This window comes from Thauera sp., from assembly GCF_035444905.1.
Taxonomy (GTDB): Bacteria; Pseudomonadota; Gammaproteobacteria; order Burkholderiales; family Rhodocyclaceae; genus Thauera.
Genome location: NZ_DAOMPS010000017.1, coordinates 1 through 20,882 on the forward strand (window position 1 = coordinate 1; position 20,882 = coordinate 20,882).

The window sequence follows — 20,882 nt, forward strand, 5'->3', positions numbered from 1 at the left end:
CTCGGATATCTCAAGCCGCGCCGCGTAGCAACGACGCCGCTGGGTGAGCGCTTACTTCATGACCGTCGCCTCGGCATCGGTCTTCGAGGCGCATGCCTGATCGGCAGCCTTGCCCTGGCGGCGCTTGATCGCTTCGAGTTCGGGCAAGCGCGCCAGCGCCTCGGCCACCCGGGCCTCGCGCTCGCGAGCCGGCCTGGGCATCAGCAAGGACACCCGCGCACAGCTGTTATCCCACGGCATCAGCGGAGTGCAGGCCGCGCACTACGACCGGCACGCATACACCGACGAGAAGCGGGCCGCGCTGGTGGCCTGGGAGGCGAGGCTAGAAGCCATCCGCCAAGCAGAGCGCGCGCCCTCGAACGTGGTCCGGCTGGGGCAGCGCGCGGTGGCATGACTGGCTGTCCCCATTGATTGCTTATAACACGCAAGCTATATTTACTCCATGAGCTACCGTATCGAGTTCTTCAACGAAGCCGTTGAAGCTGAGGTGATGGAGTGGCCCGGCGGTATTCTCGCCAGCTTCACCCGGATTGCGGAACGCATCACCGAACACGGCCCGAACCTTGGCATGCCCTACACCCGCGCAATGGGTGATGGGCTGTTCGAGATTCGCGCCAAGGGGCAGGAAGGCATCGGACGCGCCTTGTTCTGCACAGTCGTCGGCAAGCGCATCGTCATCCTGCATGGCTTCATCAAGAAGACCGAGCAAACCCCGCAGCGTGCATTGGACACCGCACGCCGCCGCATGAAGGAGGTCCGCCCATGAGCGAGAAATACAACCCAGTTGCCTTCGATCCACGCACCTTCGCAGAGGAAGCGGGCAAGCGCGACCCGGCATTCCGTGAAGCCTACGAGGGCATGGCCGATGAGTTTGCAGCCCTTGCCGAGCTGCTGCGCGCCCGCACCCGCGCCGGCCTGACTCAATCCGAGCTTGCCGAGCGCATGGGGGTGTCGCAGCCTGTCGTGGCCCGCATTGAAGGCAGCATCGGCAGCCGCAAACATGCTCCATCCCTGGCGACCTTGCGCAAGTACGCGGACGCCTGCGGGCAGAGGTTGGTGATTCGCTTCGAGCCAAAGCAAGAGCACGCAGCCTGACCGGCATGAAAACCGCATTCGAGGGCATCAAGCGTGGCCTGCAAGAGGCCATCGAGCACGCCGAAGGGCGTCCCGCACCGGGCACCCGCATTCACCGCCCGCGCCCGGTGGACGTGAAGGCCCTGCGCGCCAAGGTGGGCATGACGCAAGAGCAGTTCGCTGCACGCTTCGGATTCTCGACGGCGACCCTTCGCCACTGGGAGCGAGGCGACCGCGCGCCGCACGGCCCCGCGCTGGTGCTGCTCAAGGTCATTGAGCGCAACCCCGCCGCCGTCATCGAAGCCCTGAGCGCCTGACCGATGACTGAGCTTGCCGCCCTGAAGGCCCGCATCCTGGCGAACCCCGAGGCCCGCGCCGACTACGAGGCGCAGGCGCCGGAGTTCGAGCTTGCGCGCGAACTCATTGCCGCCCGCACCCGCGTCGGCCTGGGGGCAACTTTCCCGATGGTGCGCACGATGGAGCGCAAATATGCCCCAATAAAGGAATAGCCCAAAAGCAAAAAGGCCAGTTCGCGAGAACTGGCCTGAGTGCTTGAATTCGTGGTGGGGGCACTAGGACTCGAACCTAGGACCAATTGATTAAGAGTCACATTTTCTGTCAATTTCCATCAACGCCGACCGCACCGCAAGACCCCAAAAAAAGGCTGCAAACCATTGATTTGGATAAGGCTACACGAATCACAAGGTTGATTCATGTTGAGCGATGTTGCTAGAATCTGGCTACATGGTGGCTACATGGAATCGCCGTGTAGCCAACCCAAGCCGGAGCCGACACCATGCAACGCGAGCGCCTGACCCCCGAACGAATCCGCCGCTTCACCTGCGCCGATGGCACCGCGCAATCCTTCCTGTGGGACACCGAAGCGCCCCGCCTTGCCGTGCGTGCGACCGCTGGCGCGAAGTCCTTCATCTTCGAGAGCAAGCTAGACCGGCGCACCGTCCGCGTAACGATTGGCGACGTGCGCGCCTGGAACCTCGACGACGCCCGCACCGAAGCGCGCCGCCTGCAAACCCTGATTGACCAGGGAACCGACCCGCGCCAGCAGAAAGCCGAGCGCATCGCCGCAGCAGAGGCCAAGCGAGCCGCAGCAGAGGCTGCCAAGGCCGAAGCCGACCGACAGGCCCGCTACACCCTGCGCGCCCTGTGCGATGCCTACCTGAGCGCCCTGGAGCGTGCCGGCAAGGGCAAGAGCGCCGCCGGAGCGCGGAGCCTGTTCAAGTGCCATATCGACCAGGACACCGCGAGCAAGCCCGCCCGCGAAGTCACCGCGCACGAGGTGGCCGCGCTGGTGCGCCGGGTGAGGGAAGCCGGCAAGGAGCGCGCCGCCGGAGTTCTGCGCAGTTACCTGAGCGCCGCATTCAATGCCGCCAAGCGTGCGCCCTTCGATTCCGCCCTTCCTGCCGACCTGATTGCATTCGGCATCGAACACAACCCCGTCGACGCCATCCCGGCAATTGCCGTGCAACGAGGCGACCGCACGCTAGCCGCTGGCGAACTGCGCGCGTACATCGGGCACCTGCTGCGCATCGGGCACGAGACCGGCCCCGAGCTTTCCGACATGGCTTTGCTGCTGGCGCTGTACGCGGGAGGGCAACGCATGGCGCAACTGCTGCGCGCCAAGGTGAGCGACTACGACCCGGACACGGCAACGCTTCGCCTGTGGGATGGCAAAGGCAAGCGCACGCAACCGCGCGAACACCTGTTGCCGCTGGCACCGCACGCCGCCGGGATGGTGGCCGCCCTTGTGGAGCGCGCCAAAGCCCGAGAGACCGACCGCGCCAAGCAGGAAGGTCGCGCGCCCGAGCTGGCCGGCCTGTGGCTGTTCTCGACGCATGGCCGCGTGGCGATGAACCCCGAGACAGTGAGCAACCGCGCCGCCGAAGTGTGCGCCGGCATCGGTGGCGAGCCCTTCAACGTGCGCGACATCCGCCGCACGGTGGAGACGATGCTAGCCGGCCTGGGCATCAGCAAGGACACCCGCGCGCAACTGCTATCCCACGGCATCAGCGGAGTGCAGGCCGCGCACTACGACCGGCACGCATACACCGACGAGAAGCGGGCCGCGCTGGTGGCCTGGGAGGCGAGGCTAGCCGGCATCGCGCAAGCCGAGAGACAACCCGCGAACGTGCGACACCTGCGCGCCGCCTGACCGATGGAGCTTGAGCAATGAACCCTTTCCGAAAGGCATTTGAGATTGCGCCGCCCGACATGCGACCGAGCGAGGATGAGGAGCAGCTAGCCCGCGTCGAACAGGCATGGGGAGACTGTGCGCACGGATTCCGGACCGGCATCCGCTGGTCATGGCGGCCGGATGGCGACGCCTTGCATATGCAGTCACTGCTAGATGTGCATGAACTGCTGGAGGTGTATCGGCTGAAATACGAGGCCGGCGACAGTTCCGCGATTCTGTGGGCAATCCGGGAGTGTGCGCGCCAGAATCTGCCGCTTCCGTACTGGTGCGCAACCGGGTTTCAGGAGCGCATCAGACGCTTTGAAGCCGAGCCGGTAACGCTTGATGACGCTTTCGGCGTTGCGCGCCGAATGCCCGCCGGGAAGCGAGGCCAGAACGTGCGCCGCGCCCACTCGCAAGCGGTTAGCCTTGCCGTGCGCGTTTGGGATATTCACGCCAAGGAACCGCACCTGAGCAAAGACGCCTGCATCAAGCGAGCGCGCGAGGAACTGCGCTTGCCGATTTGCCAGCGCAAGGCGACCGACCTATTCAACGAGCATGAGCGCCAGCAAAAGCCCTTCCGCAAGGCCCTTCGGATGAACTGGCCGCGAATCTGACTTTGCAGACTTTCGCCCTCGTTTTTGCAAACTGGCGACCGGGGGCATTCCGTTGCATGTAATGGGCACCGTCAACACTCGACGGAGTACCCAGAATGCAAGCCCAAACCATCCCGACCGCATGGCGCAATGATGCGCCGCTCGCCGCCCGCACGCTCTCGACCGAGCAGGCCGCCGCCGCCCTTCACATCAAGCCGCAAACCCTGCGCGCCGCCCTTTGCCGCGATGGGCATTACTGCAACGTCCGGCCGCTGAAGCTGGCTAATCGCTTCCTGGCGTGGCCTGCTGACCAAATCGCACGGCTGACCGCTGGCGAGGTGGCCTAAATGCGAAGCGCCCGCCCTACCGAAGCAGAAGCGAGCGCCTTGGAACCGCGCCGCAATGATACCGCGCCGGACCTATTTCCGGACACCCTGCCCGCTGCAACGCCCGCTATCTGGCCGACCGCTGGCACCCGCAAAGCCGACGCCCTGGAGGCCCTGATTGCAGGCCCGCAGACCCAGTGCGACTACCGGCCCGGCTGGCGACTCGCCGCCTATGTGCGGAGCCTGAAAGATGACGGATGGGGCATCCGCTCGCGCCTAATCGCGCATCCGCGCTGCCGCCCGTTGATTGCGGAATACACCCTCGACCGGCAAGACCCCGCAACCGCTGCCGCCCTCGACAAGCGCAAGCAGTGAGGGCCGCGCCATGCAAGTGATATTCGCCCCTGATTGCCGCGAGGCATTCGAGCGCGCCGGCCTCGACTACCCGGAGCGCGAACCCGAGCCCGGCCGCCTGTGCCGATTCCCGACGAACGGCCGCAAGGACGATGCCGCCGGCTGGCTTCGCATCTTTCCCGACCAGGATGGCGCAGCTTTTGGCAACTGGCGCGACGGTTCCGCCTTCACATGGCAACGCCAGAAGGACGGCCCGCCGCCAAATCCTGCCGAGCTTGCCGCCATCCGTGCGCGTGCCGAGGAAGCCCGCAAGGCCGCCGAAGCCGAGCGCGAGCATGGTTATCAGGAAGCCGCACGCAAGGCCGCTGCAACGTGGCAGGCGGCCGCGCCGGCCCAAGGGCACCCCTACCTATCCGCCAAGGGCATCGGCCCGCATATCGCCCGCGAGCGTGCCGGCTGGCTGGTGATTCCCGTGCTCGACAAGGACGGCGCGGTTCAATCGGTGCAGAGCGTGAGCCCGACCGGAGAAAAGCGATTCATGCCCGGCGGGAAGATGGCCGGCGGCCGGTGCTGGCTTGGCGAACCGACCGACGCCGGCCCGCTGGTGCTGTGCGAGGGGTTTGCGACCGCCGCAAGCATTCACGAGGCAACCGGCTGGCCTGTGTGCGTGACCTTCACCGCCGGGAACGTGCGCCGCGTGGCCTGCGACGTGCGCGAGCAATTCCCGCGCGCCAAGCTGGTGATTGCAGGCGACGACGACCGCGCGACTGAGGGCAATCCCGGCCGCACGAAAGCCCTTGAGGCCGCCAAGGTGGTGCAGGGCATCGCCGTTTTCCCGAGCTTCGACGGCCCCGAGGGCACGGACTGGAACGATTACGCCGCCGCGCATGGACTGGAGGCAGTACGCCGGGCAATTGCCGACGCAGTAGAGCCGCCGCCGACCCTGTGGCCCGCCGACTCGGGGAGCATTGCCAACTACCTCGACACCCCGCCGCCGGCCCTGCATTGGTTTGCGCACGAGCGCCTGTTAGCGAACCGCGCGCACCTGCTGACCGGCATGGGAGGCACGAGCAAAACGACCGCGCTTTATCACCTGGGCATCGCCGCCGTGATTGGCCGCCTGCCGTGGGGGTGGCAAATCGAACGGACGGGAGCCGCCCTGCTGCTGCTGGCCGAAGATGACGCCGCGAACGTGCATCGCGTGATTGCCAACCATGCGCGCCATGCCGACCTGAGCCCGCACGAGCGCCGATTGATTGCCGAGCGCCTGAAGGTTTTCCCGATGGCCGGGCAAGCCTGCCGCCTGCTGGCCGCCGGCCCGAATGGCACCCTTCACGAGACCAAGGAAGCCGCCGGCCTGTTCGCCCTTGCAAAGCGAATCCCGGAGCTTCGATTCATCGCCCTTGACCCCGCCCTGGCGCTGACCGAAGGCGACGAAATGAGCCCGGCGCATCAAAGGCGACTCGGGGAGCTTGCCGACCGGCTGGCACTGGAAACCGGCGCATGCGTGGTACTGGCGAGCCATGCCGCAAAGGCGACGAACATGGCCGATGAACTCGGGAGTCATACGAGCCGAGGCAGTGGCGCGATTACGGACGCGGTAAGGGGTGAGCTTGCATTGCGCACCATGACGGCCGCAGAGGCCCGGAAATACGGCATCAGCGACACCGCAGAGCGCAAGGCGCATGTGCAACTGACCCTGACCAAGAGCAACGCCGCGCCGCCGGATGCGTTTGTGCCGGTATGGCTGAAGCGTGGAACGGGTGGCCTGTTGAGCTTGGCGGAACTTGCCGAGAGCGAGGCCGGCACCATCGGCACCCGAGAGCGCAAAGCCCTCGACCTGCTGCGCGAGCTTTCGACTACCGAGGCACCCCAGCTAAAGGACTGGCGCAGCGCATGCGAGGCCGCCGGCCTGCTGACCGGCAAGAGCCCGGACGCCAAGGAAAAAGCCATGCAAAGAATCCTGCGCGCCCTGACGGCCGCCGGGGAAGTAGAGCAAGGCATGCGCCGGGGAGTTTATGCGCCAGTGGCAGGCGGTGAGGAATGACCCCGTTTCACCCTGGCGAACGGACAAACGCCCACACCCGGGAGGACACGGACAACCCCTTAAAGGGGGTTGTCCTGTCCGTCCGCTCGCGTGGTGTCCGCAATGTCCGCTCGTTGTCCGCTTTTTGTCCGTTCCATGTCCGCTTGATGCTGGAGACCCACAAATGAGCCTTGAGCTTTTCCGAGCAGTGCAAGCCGCCCGCCTTCTGCTGGAGGAAGGGCACCCGCTGGCGAGAGCTTCAACCGTAGCCGCCGCTGAGTTCGGCGCGCACCCCGAGGAAGTGGCCCGCCTTGCACTGGAAGCGCATCACGCATGCAGCGCCGCCCGCGCACACCGAACCCAACAAAACGCCCGGCCGCTGGTGGCCTGCCGAGCGATTCCCGACCCTGCCGCCGATGGAGAACCGCAGCAATGACCCCTGAAGAACTCGCCGCCCCTGTCCGGGCAATCGACATCCTGCGCATTGCGCTTGACCTTCCGACCGCTGCCGAGCGCAAGGCCCGTATCGAGCGCGAAATCTCGACCGTGAAGATGCAGGCCCATGCCTTTGGCGTAACCGTCACCTTTGCCGACGGCCGCCGCGTGCTTTTGACTGAATCCGTTTTTGAGGACTGACACCATGCAGAACATCACCATCGAAACCCTGGCGAAAACGCCCGCTTTTGCTGCCGCCCTGCGCGAACTGGAAGCCGGGCAACTTGCCGAGCGACAGGCCCAAATCGACGCGCTGACCACCTTCCGTGCGGAATGGCACAGCGAGGTTATTCAACTCGGGGAGCGCGCACAGGCCGCCCGGCGGGAAGCCGACGCACTGCGCGCCCGTCTGCTTGAGGTTGAACGCGACGCCGACGCCGCGAACTCTGCCGCCCTCTGGCGCTCGACCCGCGCAACCGAGCGAGACCGCGCGCTAGAGGCCGCCATCCTGGCCGGTGCTGACCCGCGATTGATGCAGTTCAAGGTATGGGCAGCGCGCGCCGCGAACCTTGCGGGAGTGGCGACCTATGAGCAGGTAGCCGCGTTTGCTGGAGCTGCCGCACCCGCCCCGAATGCACGCCAAGCGCGCGCGGTGGCCCGCCTTGCCGACGAGGCGACCGCACGCGCCGACGAGATGCGCCGGGAGGCCATCGCCGCCGACGATGTGAGCCTTGAACTCGACGCAATGGCCGCCGGCATCGTGCAAGCCCTCGACCGCCTGGGAGGCAGCGCCGCCGCTCGCCTGCCGCGTGACTGGCGCGCGAGCCTTATCTAAGCCAACCGCCGGCCGTGCAACCAGTGCGGCCGGCATCACCGGAGACGACACCATGCGAGAGAACGACAAGCGCCGGCAAGCCGTGCGCGAGGCAGCAGAACGCCGGGGATTGAAGGTGGAGCCGCACGGCCGCAACGCCTGGAGGATTCACGGCAAGGGATTGGAAGTCATCACCGCCGACGTGGCCGCAGTGGATATGCACGAACTCAGACCGCCCAAGCCGGGCAAGCCCTGGCGCATCACGCACCGGGGGGCGGGTTGAAACTCGGGGGCACCGATAGCGGGAACCGCACGGTTAGGGTTCTTTCGCTAAACGTGGTTTTTTCTGACCAAACCGCCGGAGACTCAGAGCCATGACGCCGGAGTTTTGCAAGACGTGCGGAGCGCCCCTAGAACAGCCCGAGACAGGCCGCAAGCGCCGTTACTGTGGCATCCCATGCCGACGCAAGCAGGAAGCCGCCCTAGACCGCATACGCGCCGCCCTGGCGCATGTGGAGGGCATGATTGCACGGTACCAAGCGCACCCGAGCGCATGGGGAGCGCGAACGCTGCCGCTACTGGAACCCAAGCGCGACCGACTGGCGCGAGAGCTTGCCGAGCTTCAACGATGACGGGGGCGGGGGCGGGTTGAAAGTCTGGAGGACGCCGACCTGAGAAACCGCACGGTTCCGCACGCGCGGAAAATCCCCCTCTTTTTGAAAACAATCAAATTGACCGTTTCAGATACGCCCCGCCTATCACGCCTGGAAGCCCGCGCACCCGGCCCGGACTGAACCCGCGCCCTGCGAACCGAACCGCCCCCGAGGCGGTTTTTCTTCGCCTGCCGTCCGTGGTGAGCGAGCCGCAGCACAAGCCGCCGCAGCGCCCGGCAATGGGCATTGCATCACCTCGACCAGCCGCGCCGCCTGTGGCACTTCCTGGCGCACCTGAAAGGCATTCCCGCCGGCCGCCTGCCGCAGAAATCACGAGGAACCGAGCGCGCGAACCGCACAGCCCCCCTTTTTTCACTGCTAACCGCAAAAAACGACGAGGCCGGCCGCGTGGCTACATGGCCCGGATTTGGCTACATGGTGGCTACATGGCCCCGGAAAGCAAAAAGGCCAACCCCGGAGGATTGGCCTAAGTGCTTGAATTTTTTGGTGGGGGCACTAGGACTCGAACCTAGGACCAATTGATTAAGAGTCAACTGCTCTACCAACTGAGCTATACCCCCGTTGCCTTGCGGCGGACCGGATTGGCGCCCGATCAGAAGGCGCGAATCATACCGGGCTCCTTAGTGCAGCGCAACACCCTTGTCACCTCTTTTTCACATTCGCCCTGGTCGTGCGATCACGCCAGGATGCGGCCGGCGCGGCGGCGGCTGCCGACGCCGGCCAGTCCGCCCAGGCCCTGCGCGCCGTGGGCGTGGCAGATGGCGCAGGCGAGCGCATCCGCTGCGTCGGGGCTGGGGCTGGCATCGAGCAGCAGCAGGCGCTGGACCATGTGCTGGACCTGCTCCTTGTGCGCCTTGCCGTAGCCGACCACCGACTGCTTGACCTGCAGGGCGGTGTATTCGGCCACCGGCAGGTCGCAGGACACGGCGCCGCAGATCACCGCGCCGCGGGCCTGGCCGAGGAGCAGGGTGGATTGCGGGTTGACGTTGACGAAGACCTTCTCGACCACGACCACGTCGGGTCGGTAGGTGTCGATCACCTCGCGCACGCCGTCGAGCAGGGTCTTGAGCCGCCCCGGGAGTTCGCCGTCGCGGGTCTTGATGCAGCCGCTGGCGACGTAGCGCAACTGGCTGCCAAGCTGGTCGATGAGGCCGAAGCCGGTGATGCGCAGCCCGGGGTCGAGGCCGAGGATGCGGGTGGCGACGCTGTGGCTGGCGGCAGCGCTCAAACCTGCACCGCGGTGCCGCTGACGCACACCATCAGCATGCCGTTGTCGGCGCCGAGAACCTCGTAGTCGACATCGACGCCGACGATCGCGTTGGCGCCGAGCTTCTTCGCGTCTGCAGCCATCTCGTCCATGGCGATGCGGCGCGCGTCGGCCAGCGTGCGCTCGTAGGCACCGGCGCGGCCACCGACGACGTTGCGGATCGAGGCGAACATGTCCTTGAACAGGTTGGCGCCGATGATGGCTTCGCCATTGACCACGCCGAGGTACTTGCGGATCGGCTGGCCGTCGAGGGTCGGGGTGGTGGTCATCAGCATGGCATGGTCCGCGCAGGGGGGATGGGGAGCCCTGATTCTAGCCCTTGCGCGCGAGCCACACACCCGACACGGCGACCGCCATGCCGGCGATGGCCACCAGCGACAACTGCTCGCCGAACATCGCCCATGCGATCAGCGCCGTGGTCGGCGGCGTGAGGTAAAACAGGCTGGCGACGTTGACCGCGCTGCCGCTGCGGATCAGCAGGTTGAGCAGACTGATCGCGCCCACCGACAGCACCACCACCAGCCACAGCAGAGCAAAGATGAACTCGCCGCTCCACTCGATGTGCAGGGTCTCGGTCTGGCTCGCGACCAGCGCGGTCAGCGCCAGGCTGGGCAGGAACTGCAGCACCGAACCGGTGCGCAGGTCAAAGCGCGGGCAGAATCGCTTCTGGTACAGGGTGCCGGCGGTGATGCCGAGCAGGGCCGCGAGCGCCGGGATCAGCATGTGCACCAGGGCCTCGCCGCCGGCGCCATCGACCCCGGCCTTGCTGCCGACCACCAGCGCCACGCCGCCAAAGCCCAGCGCAAGCCCGATCCACTGCCGCGCCGACACGCGCTCGCCGAGCAGCAGGCCGGCCAGCGCGGCGGTGAGCAGCGGCTGCATGCCCACCACCAGGGCCGAGATGCCCGCCGGCAGGCCGCGGTGGATGGACATGAACACGCCGCCCAGATACAGCGCATGCACCAGCACGCCGGTGATGCCGATGTGCAGCGCCTCGAGCGGGCTGGCCGGCCAGGGCGCGCGCATGGCGAGCGCGATCAGCGTCATCAGGCCGATCACCAGCACGTAGCGCGTGACCAGGAAGCTGAGCGGCTCGGCATAGGGCAGGCCGAACTTGGCGCCGATGAAGCCGGTGCTCCACAGCAGGACGAAGAGCAGCGGGGTGAAGCGCTGGAGCAGGGGGGCGGTCATCATGTCGGGCGCGGGCGGTAGAAAATGAAAAGCGGCGCCGGGCGCCGCTTTGCGGGTGAGGCGGGGCGAAGGGCGGCTTACTCGTCGAACTCCGCCGAGGTGTACACCTCCTGCACGTCGTCGAGGCTTTCCAGCGCATCGAGCAGCTTCTGCATGCGGGTGGCGTCCTCGCCAACCAGCTCGATCACATTTTCGGGCTTCATCGTCACTTCGCCGAACTCGGCGCTGAAACCGGCCTTCTCGAGCGCCTCCTTGATCGCGGTGAACTCCCACGGCCCGGTGATGACTTCGATCGAGCCGTCGTCGTTGGTCAGCACGTCCTCGGCGCCGGCCTCGAGCGCGGCCTCCATCAGGGCGTCCTCATTGGTGCCGGGGGCGAACAGCAGCTGGCCGCAGTGCTTGAACTGGAAGGCGACGCAGCCGTCGGTGCCCATGTTGCCGCCGTACTTGGAGAAGGCATGGCGCACGTCGGCCACGGTGCGGGTCCGGTTGTCGGTGAGGCAGTCGACCATCACCGCCGAGCCGCCGATGCCGTAGCCCTCGTAGCGGATCTCTTCGTAGCTCACGCCCTCGAGCTCGCCGGTGCCCTTCTTGATCGCGTTCTCGATCTTGTCCTTGGGCATGTTGACGCCCTTGGCCTTGTCCACCGCCAGGCGCAGGCGCGGGTTGAAGCCGGGGTCGCCGCCGCCCATCTTGGCCGCGACGGTGATCTCCTTTGCCAGCTTGGAGAAGGCCGCACCGCGCTTTTCGTCCTGACGACCCTTGCGGTGCTGGATGTTGGCCCACTTCGAATGACCCGCCATAAGTTTTACCTCTGTACTGCATCAGCGATTGAAGAGGCCGGCATTATACCGCCCGGGCGGGAGGGCGCTGGCACTGCTAAACTTTTGCGCACGACATTTCCGACCCGAGGAGCACCCCATGGCCGAACCGATGCTGATCGCGAAAGCGCACGACCAGGACGCCTTCAAGGACATCGTCCTGCTGCCGCGGCTGTCGAACCGGCATGGCCTGATCACCGGCGCCACAGGCACGGGCAAGACGGTGACGCTGCAAAAGCTCGCCGAATCCTTTGCCAACATCGGCGTGCCGGTGTTCGTCGCCGACATCAAGGGCGACCTGTCCGGCATCGGCGCCGCCGGTACGACCTCGCCCAAGCTGCTGCAGCGGCTCGAGGCGATCGGCATCACCGAATACACGCCGCGCGCCAACAGCGTGGTGTTCTGGGACGTGTTCGGCGAGCAGGGCCACCCGGTGCGCGCCACCATCTCCGACATGGGGCCGCTGCTGATCGCGCGCCTGCTCAACCTCAACGACACCCAGACCGGGGTGCTGACCCTGGTGTTCAAGATCGCCGACGACAACGGCATGCTGCTGCTCGACCTCAAGGACCTGCGCGCGATGGTGCAGTACGTGGGCGAGAACGCGAGGAGCTTCACCACCGAGTACGGCAACATCTCGCCGGCCTCGATCGGCGCCATCCAGCGCAACCTGCTCGCGCTCGAAGAGCAGGGCGGCGACGTCTTCTTCGGCGAGCCGATGCTCGACATCAACGACCTCATGCAGACCGGCGCCGACGGCCGCGGCGTGATCAACGTGCTGGCGGCCGACAAGCTCTACCACTCGCCCAAGCTGTATTCCACCTTTCTGCTGTGGATGCTGTCCGAGCTGTTCGAGCAGCTCCCCGAGGTCGGCGACCCCGACAAGCCGAAGATGGTGTTCTTCTTCGACGAGGCCCACCTGCTGTTCAACGACGCGCCCAAGGCGCTGATCGAGAAGATCGAGCAGGTGGTGCGCCTGATCCGCTCGAAGGGCGTGGGCGTGTATTTCGTCACCCAGAACCCGCTGGATGTGCCCGAGACCGTGCTCGGCCAGCTCGGCAACCGGGTGCAGCACGCGCTGCGCGCCTTCACGCCGCGCGACCAGAAGGCCGTGAAGACCGCCGCCGACACCATGCGGCCCAACCCCGCCTTCAACGCTGCGCAGGCGATCACCGAGCTGGGCGTGGGCGAGGCGCTGATCTCCTTCCTCGACGACAAGGGCCGGCCCGAGGTCACCGAGCGCTGCTTCGTGATCGCGCCGGATTCGCGCCTGGGGCCGCTCGCCGAGGCCGAGCGCCGCGCGGCGATCGCCGGCTCGGTCATCTACGGACACTACGAGCAGGTGGTCGACCGCGAGTCGGCCTACGAGATGCTGCGCGCCCAGGCCGCGGCCTCGGTGGCGGCGGCCGAGCAGCAGGCCGCGGCGCGCCAGCAGCCGGGGGCGGGCGGCGGCGTCAGTGACATCCTGTTCGGCTCGACCGGTCCGCGCGGCGGCCAGCGCGACGGCTTGGTGCAGATTGCGGCGAAGACGGTCACGCGCACCATCGGCAGCTCGATCGGGCGCCAGATCGTGCGTGGCCTGCTCGGGTCGCTGCTGGGGGGCGGCAGGCGCTGAGCGACGCACCCCGGCAGGGGGCAGGCCTGCGCTGGTGCAGCGCCGGCTCAGGGCAGGCAGCGCAACTGGCCCTGGATGATGACGCAGCTACGGTTGCGGCCGGCCTGCTTGGCCTTGTAGAGCGCGCGGTCGGCCGCATTGACGAGGGCATCGGCGTCGTTCATGCCGGGTTCCCTGCTGGCCACGCCAATGCTCACCGAGCTGCGGATTTGTGCCGCGCCGGCGCGGATCGTGAGCCCCTCGACCATCCTGCGCAGACGATCGGCCGCCAGCAGTGCCGACTTGAGGTCGGAGTTCTGGCACACCATCAGGAACTCCTCGCCGCCCATCCGGCACACGCTGTCGTCCTTGCGTGCCGATTGCTGGATGGCCTGCGCGACTTCCCGCAGCACGGTGTCCCCCACCGCATGTCCGTGCTCGTCATTGACGCGCTTGAAGTGGTCGATGTCGAGCACCATCACCGACAGCGGCTGGCCGAAGCGATGCGACGCCGCCCAGGCCTTGGACAGTGCATTCATGCCCGAGCGCCGGTTGGGCAGGTTGGTGAGCAGGTCGGTCATCGCGGCATGGGCGAGCCGCCGGTTGCTGATCGCCAGTTCGGCGGCGAACTGCTTGAGTTGAGCGCGATCACGCTCCCACGCTTCCAGCAGTTGCACGTAATGCCAGGCTGCGCGCAGGCGGGCGCGCAGGGTGCGAATGTTGACCGGCTTGGTGAGGAAGTCGTCGACGCCGGTCTCGAAGGCCTGCACGATCTCGTCTTCTTCTTCGATGCTGGTCAGCATGATCACGTAGATCGTCTGCCCCCAGTCGTTGGCGCGCAGCGCACGGCACAGTTCGAGCCCGTCCATGCCGGGCATCATCCAGTCGGTGATGACGATCTGCGGCATGGTTTCCAGCGCCAGCGCGAGGGCTTCGCGGCCGTTGCTGGCGCAGGCCACCGAATGCCCGAGGGTGCCGCTGAGCACGCCCTCCAGCATGCAACGCGTGGTGGCATCGTCATCGACCAGCAGGATGCGCAACGCGGCGGCGTTGGCCGGGTCATCCGGGCGTGGGGCGTGCGTGGCGGACATCTGAGCGAAGCTGGGCAGGGCCGAGGCCGGCACGCGCAGCAGCTCGCCCCACTCGCGCCAGCTCCTGACCAGCTCGTCGATGGTCGCGCCGAGCTCCTCGGCGTTGAGGCCGATCTTGCCGCCGAGCAACAGCAGCTCCGCGGTCCGGCCGTTGCGCTCGCATTCCGCGGCGACGCCGAGGTCGGCCACGCACTTGGCCAGATAGAACAGGTGAGCGAGCTGGTGGGGGCGCGAGCCCGGCGAGAAGCCGGACTTGTCGGGGGCTTCGTGGTGATAGATGGGTTCGATCAGGGCACTGGGAATACCCCACTCCCCGAGCAGCGCCGCCGTCAGCTCGTTGTGATCGGTCTGCAGGTACTCGTGTTCGAGCTCTGCGAGCGTGCGTCCCGCCTCGGCACGCTGGAGCAGCTGCGCGTATTCGGTCGGATAGACCGTGGCCAGCGACAGGCAGCCGACGCGGGCGAGCAGGCCGCAGGCGAACAGCTCTTCGGCCGAGCCAGCGCCGGTCATGACGCAGAAGCGCTGCATCGCCAGCCCCATCAGCAGCGAGTGCGACCAGAAGCGCTGGTAGTCGAACTGGGCGCAGGGGCCGTTCTGGTACTGGTCGACCAGGGAGAAGCCGAGCGCAAGATTGCGCACGGTGCCCATCCCCAGGCGCAGGATGGCATCGGTGACCGACGCCACTGGCCTCCCGCCCCCGGTCGCGGCCGCGTTGGCCTGGCGGATCAGGCGGCCGGCGAGCGCGGGGTCGGTCTGCGCCACGCGCGCGATCTCCGCGATCGTGCTGTCGTCGCGTCGACACATCTCCAGGATCGCGAGCGCAACGCCCTTTGGGCTGGGGAGCTCACCACTCAGCGGGATGTGTTCGAGTTTCTTGATCGTCATCAGCGACTGTCTCGCGCGTCATGCGTCGATGCGAAAGGAAGGAGCGCATCGGGACGGTCGTAAAGGTTACTCAATTCTGACCCATTCGGGGGAGTCTGCCGGTCGAACGTCCATTCGCAGGCGAGCAGCGCGTCCAGTTCCGTCGCATCCACCGGACGGCTGAAGTAATACCCTTGCAGGTCGTTGCTGCCCAGGCGCTTGAGCAGGCAGGCCTGCTCGAAGGTCTCGACGCCTTCGGCGGTGATGCTGAAGCCCAGGTGCTTGGCCAGCGAGACGATGGCCTGCACGATCGCCAGGTTGTCGATGTCGTCGGGCAGGCCGGTGACGAAGCTCCTGTCCACCTTCAAGGTGCTCAGCGGCAGCCGCTTCAGATAGCTGAGCGATGAGTAGCCGGTGCCGAAGTCGTCGAGCGCGAGGTGGATGCCCTGCGCACGCAGGGCCAGCAGCGTGCCAAGCGTGGACTCGGAGTCGTCCATCAGCGCGCCCTCGGTAACCTCGATTTCCAGCCACTCGGGAGGCAGGCCGGCCTCGTCGAGGGCGCTGCGAACGGTGGCGGCGATGTTCGGCTCGCGCAGCTGCAAGGGTGACAGGTTGACGGCCAGGCGCAACGGCCGACCAGCCTGCAGCCAGGTCGCGGCTTCGCGGCAGGCGTGCTGCAAGACCCACCGGCCGATCGCCGAGATCAGGCCGTTTTCCTCCGCGAACGGGATGAACTCGAGCGGCATGACCAGTCCGCGTTCCGGGTGCTGCCAGCGCACCAGCGCCTCGACGCTGGCGACGCGGCCGCTTCGGGTATCGACCTTGGGCTGATAGGCGAGGCGGAACTCGTTGCGCGCCAGCGCGCGGAGCAGGCTCGACTCGAGCTGCATCCGGCGCATGGCCTCGGCGGTGAGTTCGGCGCTGTAGTAGCGGCAGTTGTTACGGCCCTGATCCTTGGCGTGATACATCGCAGTGTCGGCATGCTTGAGCAGGGTGCCCGCGTCCTGGCCGTCGTCCGGAAACACCGCAATGCCGATGCTGGTGGTCAGGCTCAAGGTGCTGCCGTCGAGCACGAAGGGCTCGAGCATCCTCTCGCGAATGCGCTCGGCAACCTGCAGGGCATCGTCCGTGCGCCCGATGTCCGGCAGCAGCACGGTGAACTCATCACCTCCGAGGCGGGCGAACTCGACCTCGGAGCGTGCCACCAGGTCGCTGGGGCGCACCGCTTCGCGCAGGCGGCGGGCGGCCTCGCGCAGCAGGCTGTCACCGGCATCGTGGCCGAGGGTGTCATTGACGCTCTTGAAGCGGTCGAGGTCGAGGAACAGGATCGCGATGCGCCTGGCGGACAGGCGCGCGCGCCTGATGTCGCGCTCCAGGCGCTCGATGAAGCTCTGGCGATTGGCCAGTCCGGTCAGGCTGTCGATGTAGGCCAGGCGGAAGATGCGATCCTCGTTGTCCTTGCGCTCGGTGATGTCGCGCAACAGGCACAGGGCTTCGTCGTCCTCGATCGTCACCAGGCGCGCTTCGTGGTGGCGGGTGCTGCCGTCGGCCGCGGGGCGCGCGAAATCGATGGTCTGCGGGCGTGCCGTCTCGCGCGCGGCGCGGATTGCGTCGCGCAGGCGCTGGCCGACATCGGCCGAAAACGCGGCCGACAGCGACTGGCCGGACACGATGTCGAGCGGGGCTCCCCCCTCCGTGTTGCCGGCTCTGGCTTCGACGATGCAGTCCTCGCCCTGGATGCGCAGCAAGGTGTCGGGAATCGCGTCGAGCATGCCGGCGTGGCGGGCATTGGCGGCGCGCAGGGCGTGAGCGGCCTGGGCCGTACGAAGCAGGTAACGCACCCGGTGGCCGATCAGCGCCCAGTTGATCGGTTTGGCGATGAAGTCCGTGGCGCCCGCCTGGTAGCTGGCTTCGACCGAAGCGCTGTCCTCCATTCCCGTCACCATCATGATCGGCAGCACCTCGCCTGCCTGCCGCCGAAGCGCGGCGCAGGCGCCGAAGCCGTCCAGGCGCGGCATGTCGGCGTCGAGCATGACCAGGTCGAACGGGTGTTCGGCGAAGCGCTGCACCGCCTCTTCGCCGTCCTGCGCGCAGGTGACCGCGAAGCCGGCCTTCTCCAGCGTCGCCTGCATCAGCAGGCGGGCGGTCGGGTCGTCGTCGGCAACGAGGATGCGGCGCTGGACATTCGTCATGCGAGGGTTGCCTGCAGGCGGTCAATCTCGGCCAGCGCGCAGTCGTACAGCTGGCGGAAGCGCGCGAGTTGAGCCCGCGCCTCCTCCACCTTGCCGTCCTTGCCGAGGCTCTCGAGCTCCTTCAGGACGGCCGCCAGGCTGCGTGCGCCGACGTTGCCCGAGCTGGACTTGAGATTGTGTGCGGCACGTCGGGTCGCCGCGCTGTCGCCGGCCTCGATGGCGACCTCGAGCTCGGTGGCGATCGCGCGGCTGCTCTCCACATAGACCTGCATCACGCGGCGCGCCAGCGCCATGCCGCCGTCAGGATCGAGCTCGCGGAACTGGGCGAGGAAGGCCAGGTCGATCGCCTGTTCCGCTTCGCCCGGGCCGGCTTCGCCGGCATCGTCCGCTTGCGCCGGGGGCTGGGGGGCGTCGTCGTTCATGCGCATCCAGCGCAGCAAGGTGGTGCGAAGCTGCTCGAGGTCGTAGGGTTTGGCCAGGAAGTCGTCCATGCCGGCGGCGAGGCATTGGTCCCGATTGCCTTCCATGACGTTGGCCGTGAGCGCGATGATCGGCACGCGCCGGGTGCCGCCCTCGGCGCGACGAATCGCCGCGCTCGCCTGATAGCCGTCCATGATGGGCATGTGGCAGTCCATCAGGATGAGCTCGAAGCGCTCGCGGCTTGCCTGCTGCAGCGCCTCTTCGCCGTTGGCGACGATCACCGCCTGCAGGCCGAGCTTGGCGAGCATCGCCTGCGCCACCTGCTGGTTCACCGGGTTGTCCTCGGCCAGCAGGATGCGGTCGGAGCGCCGGAAGCTCGGCCGCGCCGCCTTGGTGGCTTCCTGCGCGGCGGGCAGCGAAGCCGGCCCGCGCAGCGCGCTGCACACGACCTCGTGCAGTTCGGCCTGGCGGATGGGTTTGTGCACGCAGCGCAGGACGCCCGCGCGCGCGCGCTCGTGGACGCTGGCGCTGGCGTAGCTCGAGGTCAGCACGATCAGCCGCGTCGCCGCCAGGCCGGCGTCCTCGCTGACGAGTTTGGCGAGCTGCAGGCCGTCCATCTGCGGCATGTGCATGTCCAGCACTGCAAGGTCGTAGCGCCGGCCTTCAGCGTGCGCCGCCTTCATCTTCGCGAGGGCTTCGATGCCGCTCGCCGCGCAGTCGACCTGCATCTGCCAGGCGCCGAGCTGGCGTTCGAGGATCTCGCGGTTGGTCGGGTTGTCGTCGACCACCAGCACGCGCAAGCCGTCGAGCGCGACGTCGGCGCTGAGCGCCTTCAGGCTGCTCGTGCCGCGTCGCAGGGCGACCTCGATCCAGAAGCGCGAGCCCGCACCGGGGCTGCTGTCGACGCCGATCCTGCCGCCCATCAGCTCCACCAGCCGGCGGCAGATCGCCAGCCCGAGCCCCGTGCCGCCGTACTGGCGCGTCGTCGATCCGTCCAGCTGGGCGAACTGCTCGAAGATCTTGTGCTGCGCGGCCTGCGGAATGCCGATCCCGGTATCCTGGACCGTGATGCGCAGGCACACCTGCTCGTCGGCTTCGCACAGCACCCGCGCACGCATTACGATCTCGCCCCTTTCGGTGAACTTGACCGCGTTCCCCACCAGGTTGGTGACCACCTGGCGGATCCGGAACGGATCGCCGCGCAAGCAGCGGCGCACCTCCGGCGGCAGGTCGGCGACCAGCTCGATGCCCTTGCGCTCGGCCGGCTGGGCGAACATGGCAAGCGCGCCCTCGAGCAGTTCGCCGGGGTCGAAATCCACGCTTTCCAGCTCGAGGTGCCCGGACTCGATCTTCGAGAAGTCGAGGATGTCGTTGATGATGCCAAGCAGGTGGCGGCCCGAGGCCTGCACCGCCTCGGCGAAATGGCGCTGATCGCTGCTGAGGGGGCTGTCGAGCAGCAGCTCGGTCATGCCCAGCACGCCGTTCATCGGGGTGCGGATCTCGTGGCTCATGGTGGCGAGGAAGTCGCTCTTGGCCTGGCTGGCGGCTTCCGCGGCCTCCTTGGCGCGCTGCAGCTCGTGGGTGCGCAGCGCGACCTCGTCCTCGAGGTGGTCACGGTGAGCGGCCAGGCTGGCGTCGCGCTCGGAGATCTGCGCGAGCATCCGGTTGAAGCCGGTGGCGAGCGAGTCGAGCTCGGCGATCTCGCTCGCCTCGGCGCGGGCGCGATAGTCTTCCTCGCGCCCGACGCGCTCGGTGAGGACGGTCAGCGCGCCCAGCGGGCGCAGCACCACGGCATTGAGGCGATGCAGCAAGGGGCTGACCACGGCCAGCGCGAGCAGCGCCGCCACCAGGGTGAGGGCCGCATAGCCGAGCAACTGGGCGTAGAGCGGGCGCAGGTCCACGTCGAGATAGATGTAGCCGATGAGCTCCTCGCCGTGGCGGACCGGCTCGATCAGATGCAGGCAGTCGAGGTCGAAGCCGAGCTGCGCCCGGGCATCCTCCGCGCTCGCGGGCAGAGGGTGGCTGGCGGTGCGTGCGCTGCGGTATTCGGCGAACACCGCCCCGTCGCGGTCGTAGATCGCGGCGCGAATCACGTCCGGCGAGTGGCGCATGGTCTCGAGGACCTCGGTCGCCGTCTTCGGGTCGTGGAAGGCGAGGCTGGCGGCGGCGTTGTCGGCCAGCACCCGCGTGATGACCTGGTTGTCGTTCTCGAGCTTGAGTGCGCTCAGCACCAGGCTGCCGAGCAGCACCGCAAGGGCGAAGATCGACAGCGCCACGCCGAGGCCGAGGCGATTGGCGCGACGCAACTGCGCGCCGAGGGTGCGCACGGCGGCGCGTGACTGGGAGGCAGGGGCCGGATTCATTGGATGACCTCGGTGGCGAGGCTGAGCAGGCGGGCGCTCAGGTTGAGCCCGTGGCGGCGCGCCGCGCTGAGGTTGGCCGCAAAGCTCACCTTGCCGCCGCTCGTTTCCATGTTGAGCATCACGCCGCGCTGGGTGGCGCCGGGGCTGTCGGCGACGACGAGCACGGGGCGCTGGGCGAGCTGGTCGAAGATGCGGGGCAGGTTGCTGATCACCGGCTGGGTGACGAACACCACGTCACAGCCGTTCAAGCCATCCGCGCTGAGCGTGCGGCGGACGGCGGTGGTGCGCTTGCCGATCGGCTTGCCGGCGATGCCGTCGAGGCTGGCACCGAAGGGGTCCTCGCCATGCACGCACACCGTCAGGGTGTCCCCCAGGCTGTCGGGCCACTCGGTGAAGCTGGCAAAGTTGAACAGGAAGGCCGCTTTCAACCGGTATTCTGCGACGGTGTCGGCCCGCGCGATCGGGCTGGCGCACAGGGCCAGGCCGAGCAGGCAGGCCGCGCCGGCCCGCCCCATGAGCTGGCGCGAAGCGCGCCGGCGCAGGCGCGCGGACAGCGAGGCGAGGAGCGGCTGCAGGCTGCGCATCGCGG

The 20,882-nt window shown here is 67.5% G+C and carries 23 protein-coding genes and 1 tRNA gene; 14 read left to right on the forward strand and 10 right to left on the reverse strand.

Annotation, left to right across the window (positions count from 1 at the left end):
• Positions 1 to 51 precede the first annotated feature (51 nt).
• Positions 52 to 201, reverse strand: a complete 150-nt coding sequence (locus tag PLC66_RS09700; protein WP_503012190.1) for a hypothetical protein — start codon at positions 199 to 201, stop codon at positions 52 to 54.
• A 241-nt stretch (positions 202 to 442) separates the two neighbouring features.
• Here PLC66_RS09700 and PLC66_RS09705 point away from each other — a divergent pair, with 241 nt between their 5' ends.
• From PLC66_RS09705 to PLC66_RS09765, 13 genes are all read left to right on the forward strand, one after another.
• On the forward strand, positions 443 to 766 hold the full coding sequence (locus PLC66_RS09705) for a type II toxin-antitoxin system RelE/ParE family toxin (RefSeq protein ID WP_324539791.1): 324 nt from the start codon (positions 443 to 445) through the stop codon (positions 764 to 766).
• The gene (locus tag PLC66_RS09710; protein ID WP_324539793.1) at positions 763 to 1,095 is read left to right on the forward strand and encodes a helix-turn-helix domain-containing protein; all 333 of its coding nucleotides are present in this window, start codon (positions 763 to 765) and stop codon (positions 1,093 to 1,095) included. Before PLC66_RS09705 ends, PLC66_RS09710 begins: the two co-directional genes overlap by 4 nt.
• A 5-nt stretch (positions 1,096 to 1,100) precedes the next feature.
• Positions 1,101 to 1,391 (forward strand): helix-turn-helix domain-containing protein, encoded by a 291-nt coding sequence (locus PLC66_RS09715; protein WP_324539795.1) that lies wholly within the window; start codon positions 1,101 to 1,103, stop codon positions 1,389 to 1,391.
• Between the two features lie 3 nt (positions 1,392 to 1,394).
• Positions 1,395 to 1,583 carry a hypothetical protein gene (locus PLC66_RS09720; protein WP_324539797.1) on the forward strand — a complete coding sequence of 63 codons (189 nt, stop codon included), beginning with the start codon at positions 1,395 to 1,397 and terminating at the stop codon, positions 1,581 to 1,583.
• Positions 1,584 to 1,870: 287 nt separating this feature from the next.
• A complete protein-coding gene (locus PLC66_RS09725; protein ID WP_324539799.1) occupies positions 1,871 to 3,244 on the forward strand; it encodes a tyrosine-type recombinase/integrase in 1,374 nt (457 codons plus the stop codon).
• A gap of 17 nt (positions 3,245 to 3,261) precedes the next feature.
• Positions 3,262 to 3,882, forward strand: a complete 621-nt coding sequence (locus PLC66_RS09730; protein WP_324539801.1) for a hypothetical protein — start codon at positions 3,262 to 3,264, stop codon at positions 3,880 to 3,882.
• A gap of 95 nt (positions 3,883 to 3,977) precedes the next feature.
• Positions 3,978 to 4,208, forward strand: coding sequence for a hypothetical protein (locus PLC66_RS09735; RefSeq protein WP_324539802.1), 231 nt, complete (start codon positions 3,978 to 3,980; stop codon positions 4,206 to 4,208).
• Between the two features lie 39 nt (positions 4,209 to 4,247).
• Positions 4,248 to 4,562, forward strand: a complete 315-nt coding sequence (locus tag PLC66_RS09740; protein WP_324539804.1) for a hypothetical protein — start codon at positions 4,248 to 4,250, stop codon at positions 4,560 to 4,562.
• Between the two features lie 10 nt (positions 4,563 to 4,572).
• On the forward strand, positions 4,573 to 6,588 hold the full coding sequence (locus PLC66_RS09745; RefSeq protein WP_324539806.1) for an AAA family ATPase: 2,016 nt from the start codon (positions 4,573 to 4,575) through the stop codon (positions 6,586 to 6,588).
• A 163-nt stretch (positions 6,589 to 6,751) separates the two neighbouring features.
• Positions 6,752 to 7,003, forward strand: coding sequence for a hypothetical protein (locus PLC66_RS09750; RefSeq protein ID WP_324539808.1), 252 nt, complete (start codon positions 6,752 to 6,754; stop codon positions 7,001 to 7,003).
• Positions 7,000 to 7,203, forward strand: a complete 204-nt coding sequence (locus PLC66_RS09755; RefSeq protein ID WP_324539810.1) for a hypothetical protein — start codon at positions 7,000 to 7,002, stop codon at positions 7,201 to 7,203. Before PLC66_RS09750 ends, PLC66_RS09755 begins: the two co-directional genes overlap by 4 nt.
• Before the next feature lie 4 nt (positions 7,204 to 7,207).
• Positions 7,208 to 7,837, forward strand: a complete 630-nt coding sequence (locus PLC66_RS09760) for a hypothetical protein (RefSeq protein WP_324539812.1) — start codon at positions 7,208 to 7,210, stop codon at positions 7,835 to 7,837.
• A 52-nt stretch (positions 7,838 to 7,889) separates the two neighbouring features.
• On the forward strand, positions 7,890 to 8,099 hold the full coding sequence (locus tag PLC66_RS09765) for a hypothetical protein (RefSeq protein ID WP_324539814.1): 210 nt from the start codon (positions 7,890 to 7,892) through the stop codon (positions 8,097 to 8,099).
• 875 nt (positions 8,100 to 8,974) lie between these two features.
• On the opposite strand, the gene PLC66_RS09770 is transcribed toward PLC66_RS09765, so the two are convergent.
• From PLC66_RS09770 to PLC66_RS09790, 5 genes are all read right to left on the reverse strand, one after another.
• Positions 8,975 to 9,050: transfer RNA gene (locus PLC66_RS09770), tRNA-Lys, on the reverse strand.
• 116 nt (positions 9,051 to 9,166) lie between these two features.
• On the reverse strand, positions 9,167 to 9,718 hold the full coding sequence (ruvC, locus tag PLC66_RS09775) for a crossover junction endodeoxyribonuclease RuvC (RefSeq protein WP_324539816.1): 552 nt from the start codon (positions 9,716 to 9,718) through the stop codon (positions 9,167 to 9,169).
• Positions 9,715 to 10,032: a heavy metal-binding domain-containing protein gene (locus PLC66_RS09780; RefSeq protein WP_324539818.1), complete on the reverse strand. Its 318-nt coding sequence runs from the start codon at positions 10,030 to 10,032 to the stop codon at positions 9,715 to 9,717. Before PLC66_RS09780 ends, ruvC begins: the two co-directional genes overlap by 4 nt.
• Before the next feature lie 37 nt (positions 10,033 to 10,069).
• Positions 10,070 to 10,951 (reverse strand): DMT family transporter, encoded by an 882-nt coding sequence (locus PLC66_RS09785; RefSeq protein ID WP_324539820.1) that lies wholly within the window; start codon positions 10,949 to 10,951, stop codon positions 10,070 to 10,072.
• 74 nt (positions 10,952 to 11,025) lie between these two features.
• The gene (locus tag PLC66_RS09790) at positions 11,026 to 11,751 is read right to left on the reverse strand and encodes a YebC/PmpR family DNA-binding transcriptional regulator (RefSeq protein ID WP_324539822.1); all 726 of its coding nucleotides are present in this window, start codon (positions 11,749 to 11,751) and stop codon (positions 11,026 to 11,028) included.
• A gap of 118 nt (positions 11,752 to 11,869) precedes the next feature.
• Here PLC66_RS09790 and PLC66_RS09795 point away from each other — a divergent pair, with 118 nt between their 5' ends.
• Positions 11,870 to 13,384: a helicase HerA-like C-terminal domain-containing protein gene (locus PLC66_RS09795; protein ID WP_324539824.1), complete on the forward strand. Its 1,515-nt coding sequence runs from the start codon at positions 11,870 to 11,872 to the stop codon at positions 13,382 to 13,384.
• Positions 13,385 to 13,431: 47 nt separating this feature from the next.
• On the opposite strand, the gene PLC66_RS09800 is transcribed toward PLC66_RS09795, so the two are convergent.
• Genes PLC66_RS09800 through PLC66_RS09815 form a run of 4 tightly spaced genes read right to left on the reverse strand, consistent with a single transcriptional unit; the run spans position 13,432 to position 20,877 of the window.
• Positions 13,432 to 15,339: a diguanylate cyclase gene (locus tag PLC66_RS09800; protein ID WP_324539826.1), complete on the reverse strand. Its 1,908-nt coding sequence runs from the start codon at positions 15,337 to 15,339 to the stop codon at positions 13,432 to 13,434.
• Complete coding sequence (locus PLC66_RS09805) at positions 15,339 to 17,510, reverse strand: putative bifunctional diguanylate cyclase/phosphodiesterase (protein ID WP_324539828.1); 2,172 nt, start codon at positions 17,508 to 17,510, stop codon at positions 15,339 to 15,341. Before PLC66_RS09805 ends, PLC66_RS09800 begins: the two co-directional genes overlap by 1 nt.
• Entirely contained in the window at positions 17,507 to 20,293 is a 2,787-nt protein-coding gene (locus PLC66_RS09810) for a response regulator (RefSeq protein ID WP_324539829.1), read from the reverse strand. The genes PLC66_RS09805 and PLC66_RS09810 overlap by 4 nt, the downstream gene beginning before the upstream one ends.
• Positions 20,290 to 20,877: a YfiR family protein gene (locus tag PLC66_RS09815; RefSeq protein ID WP_324539831.1), complete on the reverse strand. Its 588-nt coding sequence runs from the start codon at positions 20,875 to 20,877 to the stop codon at positions 20,290 to 20,292. Before PLC66_RS09815 ends, PLC66_RS09810 begins: the two co-directional genes overlap by 4 nt.
• Between the last annotated feature and the right edge of the window lie 5 nt (positions 20,878 to 20,882).